This window comes from Nanhaiella sioensis (genome assembly GCF_046557775.1).
In the GTDB taxonomy this organism is placed as follows: domain Bacteria; phylum Bacillota; class Bacilli; order Bacillales; family SM2101; genus Nanhaiella; species Nanhaiella sioensis.
Window position 1 is genome coordinate 2,790,543 of record NZ_JBKAEG010000001.1, and the last position, 15,439, is coordinate 2,805,981.

Sequence of the window (15,439 nt, forward strand, 5' to 3'; positions counted from 1 at the left end):
GAACAGCTTAAGAGGTGTGATGGAAAAGGCTATTTCCATTTTAATTGTTGCTTTACGTCATAAGAACTAAACACGAATATCACTCATGTTCGTGGCATCTGTTCGACTGTAAAATGATGACGAAAAGTCACTTCTTATGGTACAAATTTGTTAATAAAAGCAAAGTTTTATGAGAAGAGCTTAAGTAAAAGATGCCAATATATACCTAGATTAAAGGTTGAATCACTCATATTTATTGAAAGTACAAGATCAGGTGGAGAAACTAGCCACCTGATTTATGCTGTTTAACGTAGTCCATAAGAAATGTAGTGAATGGGATAGATCTTTGTTAATATCTTCTAATATCTTATGGTTCGGAGTAGTTATTTACTTACATGTAAGAAACGATTATAATTAGAATTTGTGAGCATTAAAATCCAATTAGAAAAAGAGAGATACAATTTTGTACTAGAGCTAAATCCTACAATCTAGCAAAAGTTACAATGGATATATTATTAAGATCGAGAAGATCGTAATTGAAGGGGAAAATGAAGCTTTATGATAGAATTTTTTCAAGAAATATTTAATAGCTATGCATCATTTTTTTCACTAGAAGCAATTAAACAAGTCGTATCAGATCCTACTAATTGGACTATTATCGGTAGTTTAATTATTTTAGAAGGTTTATTATCGGCTGATAATGCGTTAGTTTTAGCGGTTATGGTCAAACACCTTCCTGAAAAGCAAAAGAAGAAAGCTTTATTCTATGGTATTCTTGGTGCTTATGTGTTCCGCTTTATTGCGATCGGCTTAGGTGTCATTTTAATAAAAATTACGTGGGTAAAAATTCTCGGTGGAGCATATTTGCTTTGGCTTGCGATTTCCCACTTTATCAAGAAACATAGCGAAAAAAAAGTGAAAAACAAGAAAATGGGCTTTTGGAGAACAGTGCTTGCTGTGGAGCTCATGGACATTGCTTTCAGTATTGATAGTGTTATAGCTGCTTTTGGAGTCTCGAGTGAGATTTGGGTTATTTTTATCGGTGGTATGTTAGGCGTATTAATGATGCGTGGTATTGCTCAAGTATTTTTAGCGCTTATAGAGCGTATACCTGAGCTTGAAACAGCTGCATTTGTGTTAATTGCTATTATCGGTCTAAAAATGCTTGCTGCTGCTACTTTTGGCATCCATGTCGAAGAAGGACTGTTTTTTGGAATTTTATTAGCGGTATTCGCTGTTACCTTCATTATTCATTATATTAGAAGAAATGGTAAACAAGCTGAAGGAACTGAATTAGGTGAATGATAAGCAAAACTGCTGATTACTTAACTATAAGTATTGTAGCTTAGCAGAAGTGACCAGATATAATAGAAGGATAGAAAAAGCGCATTAATCGCTGCTTTTTTTATCCTTCTTTTTTCTTTACTGCAATTCCTTCTCGTCCACCTGGCATTGACTTTCTGTGCCTGCGACCATTCCGTATTAACATCTAAATCTGTTGCTTTTTTTAAAAGTTCAAAACTTATGAATACATTGTCTTTAATTATTGTATGATTCATCGCGTTTGTTGGTCATTTTCATTCTGTTCTAATGATACATGAGTAATTTTTATATAACCATCCTCAAGTATTTCACCTTTAATTTCTTTATCTCGTTTAACAGTAAGTCTATCATGATACTTTAAAAAGGGGCTTAGGGATAAAGTATACAGTATGTTTTTAATCATTCACTAAGAAATTTGACTAGCATAATAGTTTGTCATTCTTATGTTTATTATAAAATTCTATTTCATAACTAAAATTCATAATTATCTAAAAATTACTTGTAAGTATTTTATCAAATAAATTATACTGTTATAAAAAGATGGACTTGAAAGGAATGAAAAAGGTGCTAACTCATTTTGAATATCAAGGAGTAAAAATAGTCCAGTCCACTGTTTCTTTTATGAACGTTAAGCTAAAGAGCTATCTATACTTTGTTGATGGTTTGTTAATTGATACTGGTCCCAGCAGCATGGAGGATGTCTTAAAATCACATTTAAAAACGATACCTTTTACACAGGTTGTTCATACTCATCATCATGAAGACCATACAGGGTTATCGAAATGGATACAAGATCATTATGATGTGCCAATGTATGTGCACGAATCAGGTGTAGCTGACTGCACTCACGTAAAACCAATACCACTGTATAGAAGGTTATTTTGGGGAAATAGGAAGCCTTTTACCCCAAAAGCAATCCCTCCAATTATCGAAACAGAGAAATTTAAATTTGAAGTCATTCATACCCCAGGCCATGCTCACGATCATGTTGTCTTATTTAACAAGGATACTGGTTGGTTATTCAGTGGCGATCTTTACTTAATGTCACGACCAAAATCCATGTTTGCGTTTGAATCTGTTCCTGTATTAATCGAATCTATGAAAAAAATATTAACGTACGATTTCACAACAATGTTTTGCTCCCATGCAGGGATGATTGAGGATGGAAGAAATAAAATTGCTATAAAGTTAGCCTACTTGGAAGACATTCAACATAAAGTACTTACACTTCACACAAAAGGGGTATCTCCAAAAAGAATTCAAAAACAGCTTTTTCCGAAAAGAACCCCACTAAACTATTTTTCTCTTTTCGAAAATTCTGCATCACATATCGTACGATCAATTCTTAACGAAGAAAAGTTACTTGGATAAAGAAAGAATTTTTTAGAACGGTTGTATTTCTATATTACAAATTACGAATGGTAAGTAATTTAAATATGAAATACAATCTTTTTGTTTTTAATGAAAGGTTATTGTTGATTTGGATTGTTTTGCTAACAAAATAAACAAGTATACAACTATCGTTTCATCTTTTTATCTACTACATAACAAAGACAAAGCGCATATCATCACGTTTTGCTTTCGTAATTTACTGTAACTAACAACAAGTATACGACAAAACTGAATGAAAAATACTTAGGGGGAAATATGTGTCTTTTTTTCGTTCATGAGAAGTGGTTTTTCAATCAAACATTGCTCTTGAACGATGAATAAAAAAGTGATAGTATGAATTAGGTTAAAATGGTAATTTTTTTTAGGTACAATTACTTAGTATAGTAAAGTATAATGGTTTACTGAGTTGAATGCGTAGTAAAAAGTTCACTCACAAATTGAACGAGGTGAGGCTCGTATTGGGAACAATAGCATTTATTTTTAGTAGACTTTTAATCTATTTAGTAGTTATTTCCTATGTAGGATTAGTATCATTACACACTTTTACCTCACCAACGTCCTCATTTTTTACTGATAAGGAAACATTCGCTGGTTTCATTACAACTACTTCTGTAGACAGTGACTCACCATCAGCACCAACAAATCTGAAATTTACTCATAAAAGTGAAACAACAGTAGATTTACTTTGGTCAGCAGCAACTGACAATATAGCAGTTGAAAGCTATGATATTTATCAAAATGGAGTGCTTATTTCCTCTACAACAACAACTACTTTCCATGTCTCTGGATTATCAGAAAACACAACATATACATTTGAAGTAGTTGCTAAGGACGCTGCTGGTAATGAATCAATTGCAAGCAACCTGTTAATTGTGACAACGAATGCCGCACAGTACATAATTGAAATACTTGATCAAAACAACGAAGTTACATTAAGGTTTACTCCTAAAGGTAGTCAATCTAGCTTCGTAGATTTGCATTATGATGTTGAAGATGGTACACAGCAAAATGTACGTATGAATGCCGATGGAGGAACATGGGAATATACAATCGGAGGGTTGAGTGCAGGGGATACGATCGATTATTCATTTACGTATACATTAGGCGGACAAGCAAATGACTCACCTGAATATAGCTATACCGTTGGATCTAGTGGAGGAAGTATGCCTGATGCAGAACCACCTACGGCACCAACAAACCTTAGATACATACAAAAAAGTGATTCAACAGTGACTATAGCATGGGATGCTGCAACAGATAATATCAAAGTAGTAGAGTATGATATTTATCAAGATGGAGAAATCATAGCTAGTACGGTATCGACTGTATATCATGTTACAGGATTAACAAATAACAGCACATATTCATTTGAAGTAATTGCCAAAGATGCAGCAGGAAATGAATCTAACGCAAGTGATCTTATAGAAGTGACAACCGATGAAGAACCAATAGGTAATAATGACTATATAATCGTTGAAGACGAATATACCATCGAAGTTATTGATCATGGCAACGAAGTTACAATCATGTTCACTCCGACTGATGGTGTGTCAGACTTCGTAGATCTACACTATGCTGTCAATGGTGGGGTACAGCAAAATGTTCGCATGAACGAAAATGAAGGACAATGGGAATATACAATCATAGATCTGAGTGAAGGTGATACGATTGATTTCTCGTACACATATACTTTAGGTCAGCCAGCATATGAATCAGATCAATATAGCTATATCGTAGGATTAGGTGGAGGAATCATACGAAATGACACAGAAGCACCTGCACCACCTAATAATCTTATTGTATCAGCAAAAAGTGCTACGACTATAATGATTACTTGGGATGAATCTATTGATAATGTTGGGGTAGTAAATTATGATATTTATCAAAATGGAGTTTATATAGACAGTACAACATTGACAAACTATGAGGTTATTGGATTGACAGAAAATACAACATATTCATTTACAGTTATTGCAAAAGATGAGTCAGGTAATCAATCAACTGGAAGCACAGTTGATGTTTTAACAGATACTGCAGACATTGTTGACGAAACGATTGAGCATGAAGACTTTACAATTGAAATGATAAACAATGGTGACAGTGCAACTTTTATATTCACACCAAACATAGCTGGAACTAGTTTTGTAGATTTACACTATACAATAAATGGTGCACAACAACAAAACATTGCCACAGCTAATAATGATGAATCATGGGTGTATACAATCAATGATCTAACAAATGGTGATATTGTATTATTCTTTTATACTTACTCCTCTGGTACAGCAGCATCTGATTCGGATGAGTATGAATATACTCATTGATATAGTAGTGATTGCTGACATCTACTCAATCTCAATGATATAGAGTGAACTATACTTATAGTTCGCTCCAACTGTTGTAGTTGAGTTATCTATATTTACAAATAAAGGGGCTAGAGATGAAACTTCAAAAAAGAGTGAGTATGTTGTTAAATATTCTTTTAGGGTCAGTTTTTCTTGTAATGGTTTTATTAATAGTCATATCGCGATTTTCTGCAAATGAGCCTACCATATTTGGATATCAAGTTAAAACAGTGTTATCTGGATCGATGGAACCTTCAATAAAAGCTGGATCGATCATTGCGGTAAAGCCTGGTGGAGATATGACTCGTTTTAATAAAGGGGACGTCATCACCTATATGAGAGACGAAAATGTACTCATAACACATCGTGTTATAGATGTGAGAAATGAGAATGGCGATGTTTTTTATACGACCAAAGGAGATAATAACGCGACGCCAGATACAAATGAAGTATGGTCAAAACAAGTAGTTGCAGAATACGACGGGTTTACTATCCCGTACATGGGGTATATTGCTAATTACTCGAAATCAAAGGTGGGTAGTGCTACTCTTCTACTCGTCCCAGCTATATTATTTATCCTTTACGCACTTAGTTTATTTAAGGAAATATTTACAGATACATCTAAAAGCAGGGGAAAAGAACTCTAGGAGTATTTGTAGTTACACCAAGTTTTTTATAAAGGTTTATATAAAACATAAGGAGGAATATAAGATGAAGAAGAAAACGAAATTAGGGTTGGCAATAGGATCTTTGATAATGGGAATATCTTTACTAGGTGGGACATTTGCATTTATTACTGAAACAGAAGAATTTGCAGGCAATAAGATTACAGCAGGTAATTTAGATTTACTAGCAGATCCATCACATACGGCATTGTTTAAAGTATCAAATCTATTACCAGGTGAACAGATGACAAGAACAATTGAATTATCGAATATAGGTACACTCGATATCCAAGAAGTATTGTTTGATATGAACTATGAACTTACAGACGCAAACCCAATTGATACCGACGATTCTTTAAATCAATTAGATGAGGACCTCAAAATAGAAATACGTGTAGGTGATGAACTTATTGATGGACTAGATGGTGTTTCTTTATTTGCTGCAAAATCAGCTGATGAAAAAAATATTATCAATGCTGCTTTAACACCTGATGATGTCCAGCCGGTTGAAGTTGAAATTATTATTACATATGAAGATAATAATAATCAAAATCACCAAAAAGGTGATTCTATTGATAACTTAGTATTATCATTTGATGCTAAACAAGCTGATATAATCGATCCAGAAAGGGCCAACGACTTATAAAATATCACTTTACATTTCGTGGGAATAATATAAATAATTAATAACAGTAAAAAAAATAACAATAATTAAAGCCGATGTAACTTTAAAATGATTACATCGGCTTTTTAAGATTATATTACTATAAATGCACTATTTTTAAAAATATAGTAAGACATAAAAAATTAACTCTACAGGAAATACATTATAACTTATAGTTGTCATTATTCCCACTTAAACGTGAAGCTCGCCACGATAAATGCACCTATAAGCCAACCGATCAAGATGATCGCTTCTAGCCACATAGTTGTCAGTGACGCACCTACATTCATAATTTCACGTAAAGCTGTGCTCAGATGTGAAATAGGAAGCAATTTAACAACAGGCTGTAAAAAATCAGGCATATTGTTAATTGGGAAAAATACGCCTCCTAAAAATAGCATAGGGAATGACAGAAAGCCTGCAATTGGAGCTGCACTTTCTGGTGTTTTGGCAATTCCGGCAATAATAAAGCCAATAGCCATAAATGCTAACGTTCCTAATATAACAAATAAGGTAAGGTTAAGCCATGAGCCACTTACTTGAACATCAAAAACGATATTTCCAATAATCAAAACAATCATTGCTTGTAAGCCATTAAGTAATAATCTTGCTGTTATTTGTGCAGCAATAAATGTTGAAGCCTTTAGTGTTGTGCCTTGCATTCTACGTAAAATGCCTCGCTCTCTCCACGCTGAAATTTGTCCTGCAACACCGTTCATGTTGTTACTCATAATCATCATTGCTACGATTCCTGGTACAAGAAAATCAATATATTGTAGATCCAAGGCTTCAACACCTTGTGCTTCTGTTACTACGACAGGATGATAATCAACCATTTGCTTACTAATTCCATCAACTACACTATCAACAAGTGTTAAGCCAATTTGAGAAACTGCAAAATTCGTTTCATTATAATATACTGGGATCTGAAATACAGGTCCATCTTCATTTACTTCGGTCATACTTTCAGAAAAACCTTCAGGAATAATGACTACTAGCTGAAAATCCCCTTTCTTTAATAGATCTAAAGCGTCTTCTTCGGTGATGTCTTGTTCTAATTGAATCGTTTCATTGTTTTCAAAAACTGCAATAAATTCACGACTCGACTCCGATTTCTCTTCATCTATAATAGCTAATGAGAGAGAGATGCTGTTGCCTGATCCGAGGAATGAGCCGAGCATGAGCATGAGAAATACGGGGAAAAATAATGTCCAAAATAATACTTGCCGATTACGTGCAAATATGCGAAGCTGAGCTAAAGTTAATTGCCAATACGCTTTCATTCCTCTCTCAAACTCCTTCCTGTCATATGTATAAACACATCTTCTAACGTTGCGGTTCTCGTTTGTAAGTCTATTAATTCTACATGTTCATTTGAAGCTGTTTCGATGAGACTCGTTAACGTATTTTGTAAATGATCTGTATAAAGGACATACACATCTTCTCGTTGACCAACTTGTTTGACGCCATCGATGTTTGAGAAATCCGTGCCATTTCCACCTTGTAGTCGAAATTCAACGGCACTATCTGATTGAAGGTTCTTTACTAAGTTTGGAGGTGTATCCAATGCGATTAAATGACCTCGATCCATGATGGCTATGCGATCACATAAGATATGAGCTTCATCCATATAATGTGTAGACAGCATAATGGATTTACCTCTTTCTTTTAATTTAAGAATAATGTCCCATAAGGTTCTTCTTGCTTGTGGATCTAATCCTGTTGTTGGTTCATCAAGAAATAAAATTTGCGGGTCGTGAATTAATGCCAATGCGATGGCTAGACGCTGTTTTTGTCCGCCAGACAGAGCTTTAACCCGATCATTTTTCTTTTCAGTCAATATCATTTCGTCAATTAATGCTGGAATTGAGACGTTAGTAGGATAAAAACTTGCATATAGCTCTAAAATCTCTTCAACTTTAAGTAACTCAAATAATGAAGTAGATTGTAGTTGAACACCGATCACATTTTTAACCTTTTTCATTTCTTTTTTTATATCAAAAGTTGCAATTGTTGCTGTGCCATCATCTGGTTTACGTAGGCCGACTAACATCTCCATCGTTGTTGTTTTGCCTGCACCATTCGGCCCTAATAAGCCAAATACTTCACCTTTATAAACATTGAACTCCACGCCGTTGACAGCGGTGAAATCCCCATACCTTTTCACAAGTTTTTTTACTTCAATTATTGGTGCTTGTTCCATGTATGTACCCTCCTCACTAGTACTAGTGAAACTCCCATAAATATTATTGTAGCATTTTCCTAATATGGATACGATTGTTTTGTTTTTCACACAATAAAAGCATGTGTTGACTAGGTTATTTTTACAATAATCTTCTAATCTATTAAGATCAGATGTATAATTCATTTAAAACTAGTGAGGAAAAAATTATATGGAAGAAAGAATTAACGATGCCGATGAATTTGGGCACGTAAATGAGGTAAAAAAGCTTAAACGTATACTATCAGTAAATGATAGAAATCGGATTATTAAAAGTATAAGGAAAGAAGCTAGACCAGATACATATTATTACGTCATGGTTGTATTGTCATGTTCAGTAGCAACATACGGTTTATTATCAAATAGTACCGCGGTAATTATAGGAGCCATGTTAATAGCACCGCTGATGAATCCTATTCTAGGTAGTGCACTTGCATTGATTAACGGAAATAACAAATTATTGAGGGTGACGATAAAAGCAGAGTTTATAGGGGCATCAATTGCGATCATCTTGTCAGCACTATTAACCTTGCTACTACCGGTATCAGATTTAACACCAGAAATTCTTTCTAGAACAGAGCCTACATTAATTGATTTAATTATTGCTTTAGCTTCCGGGGCCGCAGGGACGTATGCGATATGTTATCGGTCAGGTGCTACACTACCTGGAGTGGCGATAGCTACCGCGTTAATGCCGCCATTATGTGTAGTTGGAATTACGATTGCCAAGCAAGAATTTCAATACGCTGCAGGTGCATTACTTTTATTTCTTGCAAATATGGTAGCAATTATCGTGATAGGTATTATTATTTTTAAAATTGCTGGATTTACCAATCCGACGCTATCAAATTATTTAAACATATCCGTTAACGAAGAACGCAAGACATTGTTTAGTAGACTAGTGACGAATAATATCATTTATCCATTTACATTGCTCCTCTTAATTTGTATTCCATTGATCATATTTATGGCGAATTCTATAGAGGCCGACAGGACAGAGAAAACAATTAGGAACGCACTTGAAGAAGGATTAACTGTTCTCTCACCTGAATCAAAAATTGTGTCCGTTGAATTTAACAAAGAGGAAAATGAATATACGATTAATACGGAATTAAATACTGAAAGAGTGATCTATCCAGAGGATATTCGCAAGCTTGAGAATAGTTTGGAATATAAGTTAGCTTCACCTGTAAAATTGCAAGCAGATGTGACACTCGTTCAAAAAGTAAGTAATGAGACTTCCACTAATGCTTTTCAGTCGTTATTCCCAAAACCTGAAGAAAAAATCGTTGAAGTCATTGAAACAGGTACACCTGAAGAAGTTATCGAACAAGTAGTATCAGAAAAGCTGCTATTATTCGAAGGTACAGAACTTGAGGATTTTATGTTTCAGTATCAACGTGGGACAGGAGCGTATTTAGTTGAACTCACTATTGACGGGGGATCCATCTTAGATGATCAATTTAAGAAGACGATTGAAAGTGTCTTAGAAAGTCAGCTCAAACGAAAGGTTATGGTCGTTTTGCGAGATAACGGGCCGGTAATTGATGAAGAACAAGAAGTAGAGGATAGTGTAAAAGAGGACCCGGAAGTGAAGGAAGAAGAAACTGAAGAGTCTGTTTCAGAAGATCAAACAAATGATGCATCGTAATCTTCTATATAAATCTTTATTTTGCAGACTTAATGGTAGCTCTTATCGGTCAATTTTACAGTTTTATGGGTCAGATTGTTAAGTTATTGGGTCACTTTCATAGTTTTATCGGTCAGATTGTTAAATTATTGGGTCAAATTTGCATGTTTATCGGTCTTTTGACAAAGTCCGTCTGATGAAAAATTATATTTAGTACATCTACAAATAAGTTAGAAACCTAAAGTAGTATTGGATGTAATTGAAAAGTGGAGTTTGATCCGTAATAAAATTATAGAGGGGGACAAGTTACCCCTTTCATAAGAGGGGGGATTACTCATTGACTGGAGACCATAGAATAAGAAGAATAGGAAAATTTGCAGAGAGTCACCAAGTAAGTATTGATACGGTGCGTCATTATATGAAGCTAGGACTTATTGTTCCCGAAAAACGTGGTGGACATTATATTTTTGATAAACGATGTAATGATGATTTTGAAAGAGTATTAATTCTAAAGGAAATTGGTTTTAGTCTTAAAGAAATTCAATCTCTTCAGCGTGCGTATAGGTTTTTTAAAGGTTCAAAGCTTGAGAAAGAGATGTACAAAGAACAACTATTGCAGAAAAAAGAAGATTTTGAAAATCAAATAGAAAGTTTAACAAGAAATAAATATAAATTGGAAGAACAGCTTAGAATATTAGATGAAGAGAGAAATCAGCAAAATTATTCTAATCAAATGGGAATTCATTTAAGTTACCTTTCTTTCTTTTGCTGTCCACTTTGTCAAGGAGATCTAATATTAACAGAGGGTCAGGTAATACAACATCAAATAATTAATGGATGGTTGTCTTGTGAATGTGAGGAGCAGTATGAAATAAAAGATGGAATTTTATTAGTGAATAATGAAAATAAGACAGAAGAAGAGATTGTGAACGACGAGTTAATAGTTGATTATTTAAATGAAACGAACCCTGAAGTATTAGATGCTGTAAATAAAGGAAATGAACTCCTTTACAAAAATGTGAGTATTCAGGATTGGGAAGGGAAGGTTGTTTTAGACGTTGGCTCAGGGACAGGAATTTTTTTACGCTTATTTTACAATGACTTACCTCAAGATACCTTATATATAGCTGTAGACCATGATTTTAAAGTTCATAAGTACTTGAAAGAGCATTTGGAGAGTTTAAATATTAGAAAAAAGGTAATATTCGTTTGTGCAGATTACTTAAAACTTCCTTTAAAATCGGGTGTTACAGATATTCTAGTAGATTATTTTGGTGTAACGAATTATAGTTTGGCTAACGATTCATACATACTTCCCATGCTAGATAAGTATACTAATAATCAAACAATCCTAATTGGTACTAGCATTATTTACCATAGATTTGGAATTAATAATATTATTCCACCACAAAGAAGAAATTTATTTCAAAAAGAATTTTTAATGAGTAGTATGCATGAATTAGGCTATAAGGTTGAATTTGAGAATGAGAGTAAATATCCAACGAGTAGCTCAAAGTATAAATATGAACAACTAGTTTCAGAAAATGATATTGCAACATATTTTACATACATTGGGAAGAGGTAGACGGATTGCTAGTACATAATAATTCTAGGAAGGAAATTTCCCGTAAGCTTTAGTAGGTTGTTCGTTGGTTTACATACTTTATGACCACTCTAAATAAATCTATTTTAGTAGCACTTGCTACTTAGTTGTATATACACATTCTACTGTCAAGAAGTAAGATTACAATAATCTCATAAGGGGTGAGGCTTAAGTCCTTTTCCCTCATTAATTGTTGCTTTTCGTAAAATGAACTAACCACGGATATTACTATGGTTCGGGTGGTCATATAAAACACGTCAGTTGCTGAAATGTAAGTGAAATAAGCAACAAAGTTTACGAGAAAAGACATTTAGAATGAGATTAAATCATAGACAACAATCAAAATCATAGATCTTATTGTTTGAAAACATGGTGTTAGCACCATGTTTTTAATTTTTTTAATGATTAAAACTTTATTTTTATACCTTGATATGGACTTCACACAATATCGTAACATGATTAAAGAGAAGTATAATGGCTCAAGTCTTAAAACATATTGTGAATAGCTGCTCTCAAAGCGTAGGGAAGATTCATGGAAAGGATGAAAAAATGGAAACAGAGTATGAGATAGTTAATGTGAGTAAGCAGTTTAAAAAAGGAAAGGTTAAGGCTAATGATCAAATAAGTTTTAATGTGTATAGAGGGGAGATTTTAGGTTTATTAGGACCTAATGGAGCTGGAAAGTCAACACTGATTAAACAAATGGTCGGGCATTTGAAGCCTTCATCTGGGAGAATCAATTTTAGAGGATTAGATGTCACACACCATAGCAAAATGATAGCACAAAACGTGTCCTATTATTCTCAAGATCCAAATGCATTAACTTCATTGCGCTTATGGGAAGTTTTATATTTTACTGGAAGACTTCGTGGTATGAAAAAAAAGGAGGCTTTGGCTCAAACAGAATTTTTACTGAACCGTTTTGATCTGTACGATTTAAAAAACAAGTTATTAAAGGATGTTTCAGGAGGGCAAAAAAGAATTTTAGGTATTGGCACTGCTCTAATAGGTGAATCTTCAGTATTGATCTTTGATGAACCTACAAATGAATTAGACCCTAAGAAACGAAGACTAGTCTGGGATTTGATTAAGGAGAGAAATCAACAAGGGTCCACTATCATATTAGTCACTCATAATGTTTTGGAAGCCGAGCATGTAGTAGATCGTGTAGCAGTTGTAAACCACGGAAAACTACTTAATATTGATCATATATCGGTGATGAAACAGCGTGTGGACCAACGTTTAAAATGTGAAATAACAACCCATATAGGGAGAAGTAAAGAGGTTATTCAGTTTTTGAGTCAGTACGGTCAGCCTATAAGGACAGGTGAGAATAGGGTAAGGTTACTCGTCGCTAAAAAAGAAGCAGGTGCTGTCATTGATTCACTCGCCAAAGCATCTAGTCTTCCCATTTACGAGTATTCACTTGTACCGCCAAATCTAGAAGATGTTTATTTTCATATTGATGACGATTCTGAAGAAAAAATTCACACAGAAGAAGGACTGGTATCATGAGCTATCAACTATCCAACGAGGAACAAGTGAAAGGTGAAGGATTACTCATGTTATATGGAGTAAGACAATGGCTTGTGGAGTGTGTCATTTTATTTCGCATCCAATTCTCTATGATTAGAGAGCAATGGATTTGGGTATTCATTTTGGCTTCCCTTTTTCCATTTTCAACCCTCTTATTTTTGAAATTTTTCACTGTCAATCCGACAGATGAAATGATGATTCAAATTATATCGGGGAATATGATCTTTTCTATAATACTTACAGGTTTTAATATGGTAGCTCAAGAACTTTCTTGGCAAAAACATTTGGGGCATTTTACCTTTTATGCGTCGCTGCCAATTGCAAAAATAAATTTTGTTTTAGCAAATTTATTACGTGGTCTCTTATCAACAATGCCATCAATTATCATTTTAGCGATCATTGGCCAACTTGTATATGGTGTTCAATTGCAGTATAGTTGGGGAATTATACCTGTATTTTTCCTTTCTATATTCAGTATAGTTGGTTTTGGGGTGTTTATTGGATTTTGGTCTCCTAATCCTCAACTAGGGAATATGTTAGTACAAGGGTTATGGATATTCCTGAGCTTTTTGACCCCTGTTTTGATGCCAATAGAGCAGTTACCTGAGGTCCTTCAATGGATTTCTTACATTTTTCCTACTACATACATTGCAGAGGCTTTTAGAACTATATTTATTTCCGGATGGGATTTGTCAGTATCTATAAACCTTGTAATTTTGTTTGGTTATTCAATATTTTCTTTCTTATTAATTATGAAGAAAATGGATTGGCGAGTAAATTAAATAGTAAACTTAATTTTGCTCCTCCAATGATGTGTATAATCCAAAAAGCACTAGTTGTCCATGAAGAACTAGTGCTTAACCATGTAAAATATAACTATCATTTAGACCTACTATCATTTAGACCTATGTAAGTTCTGATTATGATTTAAGTTTTGGCAATTTGTTTTCTTCGTTAACATGAAGGGCAAGATCAACTCATAATGGTAAGTCCATTTGTTTAACAACTATGTAATTCACCATTAAAAGATACTAGTCAACACCCATTCTTCTTTTGTTTACAATATGCTATACGATTTTTATAAACACGCCTTCACGAAACTTGTGTGCTGCGTGGTCATTAAGTTGTGCTACCGATGTGGAGAGTTCCGATGCTTTCTTAATAAAATCGTTTATAACAACAGCTGGATCAATGAGTCTTGCTTTATGTTTTCCGTGAATATCGTAATGGGTATTATTGAGCTCTAACTTCACATTGCTATTGATTTGTTGTAGGATTGCGAGTACTTCAGCATTATTACTGGTAGTTAGTTTACTCAATAGGGTGTAATCATCGTCTAACAAATCATCTGATGTTATTAATTTATGCTGTAAGGAGATTTTTATAGCTTTGCTTAAAAGATGGTAGCTATAAACATTTTCTGGACTCATGAAAAAATCAATGACCTCTTTATAGTATGTTTCAGTAAACCATTCGGCACTTTGAAGTGATTTTACACAGATTTTCTCTTCTTTTACAATTAATGAATTCAAAAATTTGTTTATTTCATCCTTTGAAATATTAAAATAACTATGCATATCTCGAAGTGTATAATCGATTCTATCAGCGCATAGCTCCGGTAAAGGCTGTTCTAAAATTGACCATTGTTCCATGGGGAAGAGTATTTCTTTATAGTCATGCCCATGGTTTGAGAGGATAGTAGGGATATCAGACTGCTCAATGATCTTGTCAAATATTCGTTCATGAAAATCTTCATTCTCATTTTCGTATACGTAATCGACAACATGAGAGAAAGCTGTGTGTGATACATCGTGTAATAATCCAGCAATTTGTTCCTCTAGACAGCCACCAAGTTTTCTTATTAGCAACATTACACCAATAGAATGATCGTAGCGGGTTATGTTCCATTTTTCATTCATTAAATAGCAAGCTCCTCCTTGATGAACCTTCTTAAGTCTTTGAACAGGAGGAGATAGGATGAGCTCTTTTAATACACCATCAATTTCAAAATTGCCATAAATCTTATCATGAATAATCATTAATTGAGATCTCCTTTATGTAATAAGGAGTATTATATCATG

At 34.0% G+C, this 15,439-nt stretch carries 12 protein-coding genes; 9 read left to right on the top strand and 3 right to left on the bottom strand.

Going from position 1 to position 15,439, the window contains the following annotated elements; all coding sequences use genetic code 11:
- Window positions 1-537: 537 nt before the first annotated feature.
- The 5 genes from V1503_RS12860 (at window position 538) to V1503_RS12880 (ending at window position 6,350) form a co-directional block, all read left to right on the top strand.
- Complete coding sequence (locus tag V1503_RS12860) at window positions 538-1,284, top strand: TerC family protein (protein ID WP_410627438.1); 747 nt, start codon at window positions 538-540, stop codon at window positions 1,282-1,284.
- A 573-nt stretch (window positions 1,285-1,857) separates the two neighbouring features.
- Window positions 1,858-2,673: an MBL fold metallo-hydrolase gene (locus V1503_RS12865; protein ID WP_410627440.1), complete on the top strand. Its 816-nt coding sequence runs from the start codon at window positions 1,858-1,860 to the stop codon at window positions 2,671-2,673.
- 479 nt (window positions 2,674-3,152) lie between these two features.
- Window positions 3,153-5,018 carry a fibronectin type III domain-containing protein gene (locus V1503_RS12870; protein WP_410627442.1) on the top strand — a complete coding sequence of 622 codons (1,866 nt, stop codon included), beginning with the start codon at window positions 3,153-3,155 and terminating at the stop codon, window positions 5,016-5,018.
- Between the two features lie 116 nt (window positions 5,019-5,134).
- On the top strand, window positions 5,135-5,686 hold the full coding sequence (gene sipW, locus V1503_RS12875; protein WP_410627444.1) for a signal peptidase I SipW: 552 nt from the start codon (window positions 5,135-5,137) through the stop codon (window positions 5,684-5,686).
- A 64-nt stretch (window positions 5,687-5,750) separates the two neighbouring features.
- A complete protein-coding gene (locus V1503_RS12880; protein WP_410627446.1) occupies window positions 5,751-6,350 on the top strand; it encodes a TasA family protein in 600 nt (199 codons plus the stop codon).
- A 200-nt stretch (window positions 6,351-6,550) separates the two neighbouring features.
- Here V1503_RS12880 and V1503_RS12885 read toward each other — a convergent pair whose 3' ends face one another.
- Both V1503_RS12885 and V1503_RS12890 read right to left on the bottom strand, forming a co-directional pair.
- Window positions 6,551-7,651 carry an ABC transporter permease gene (locus tag V1503_RS12885; protein WP_410627448.1) on the bottom strand — a complete coding sequence of 367 codons (1,101 nt, stop codon included), beginning with the start codon at window positions 7,649-7,651 and terminating at the stop codon, window positions 6,551-6,553.
- Entirely contained in the window at window positions 7,648-8,571 is a 924-nt protein-coding gene (locus tag V1503_RS12890; RefSeq protein WP_410627450.1) for an ABC transporter ATP-binding protein, read from the bottom strand. Before V1503_RS12890 ends, V1503_RS12885 begins: the two co-directional genes overlap by 4 nt.
- Window positions 8,572-8,761: 190 nt before the next feature.
- Between V1503_RS12890 and V1503_RS12895 the strand changes: the two genes are divergently transcribed.
- From V1503_RS12895 to V1503_RS12910, 4 genes are all read left to right on the top strand, one after another.
- Entirely contained in the window at window positions 8,762-10,240 is a 1,479-nt protein-coding gene (locus V1503_RS12895; protein ID WP_410627452.1) for a TIGR00341 family protein, read from the top strand.
- Between the two features lie 316 nt (window positions 10,241-10,556).
- The gene (locus tag V1503_RS12900) at window positions 10,557-11,804 is read left to right on the top strand and encodes a MerR family transcriptional regulator (protein ID WP_410627454.1); all 1,248 of its coding nucleotides are present in this window, start codon (window positions 10,557-10,559) and stop codon (window positions 11,802-11,804) included.
- 492 nt (window positions 11,805-12,296) lie between these two features.
- Entirely contained in the window at window positions 12,297-13,337 is a 1,041-nt protein-coding gene (locus tag V1503_RS12905) for an ABC transporter ATP-binding protein (protein ID WP_410627456.1), read from the top strand.
- Complete coding sequence (locus V1503_RS12910) at window positions 13,334-14,140, top strand: ABC transporter permease (RefSeq protein WP_410627458.1); 807 nt, start codon at window positions 13,334-13,336, stop codon at window positions 14,138-14,140. The genes V1503_RS12905 and V1503_RS12910 overlap by 4 nt, the downstream gene beginning before the upstream one ends.
- A 285-nt stretch (window positions 14,141-14,425) precedes the next feature.
- Here V1503_RS12910 and V1503_RS12915 read toward each other — a convergent pair whose 3' ends face one another.
- Entirely contained in the window at window positions 14,426-15,397 is a 972-nt protein-coding gene (locus V1503_RS12915) for an HD domain-containing protein (RefSeq protein ID WP_410627460.1), read from the bottom strand.
- Window positions 15,398-15,439: the final 42 nt, after the last annotated feature.

Coding starts and splice junctions, on each gene's coding strand:
- V1503_RS12860 (WP_410627438.1), top strand. CDS start 538: ATGATAGAATTTTTTCAAGAAATATTTAATAGCTATGCATCATTTTTT.
- V1503_RS12865 (WP_410627440.1), top strand. CDS start 1,858: ATGAAAAAGGTGCTAACTCATTTTGAATATCAAGGAGTAAAAATAGTC.
- sipW (WP_410627444.1), top strand. CDS start 5,135: ATGAAACTTCAAAAAAGAGTGAGTATGTTGTTAAATATTCTTTTAGGG.
- V1503_RS12880 (WP_410627446.1), top strand. CDS start 5,751: ATGAAGAAGAAAACGAAATTAGGGTTGGCAATAGGATCTTTGATAATG.
- V1503_RS12885 (WP_410627448.1), bottom strand. CDS start 7,651: ATGAAAGCGTATTGGCAATTAACTTTAGCTCAGCTTCGCATATTTGCA.
- V1503_RS12890 (WP_410627450.1), bottom strand. CDS start 8,571: ATGGAACAAGCACCAATAATTGAAGTAAAAAAACTTGTGAAAAGGTAT.
- V1503_RS12895 (WP_410627452.1), top strand. CDS start 8,762: ATGGAAGAAAGAATTAACGATGCCGATGAATTTGGGCACGTAAATGAG.
- V1503_RS12905 (WP_410627456.1), top strand. CDS start 12,297: ATGGCTCAAGTCTTAAAACATATTGTGAATAGCTGCTCTCAAAGCGTA.
- V1503_RS12910 (WP_410627458.1), top strand. CDS start 13,334: ATGAGCTATCAACTATCCAACGAGGAACAAGTGAAAGGTGAAGGATTA.
- V1503_RS12915 (WP_410627460.1), bottom strand. CDS start 15,397: ATGATTATTCATGATAAGATTTATGGCAATTTTGAAATTGATGGTGTA.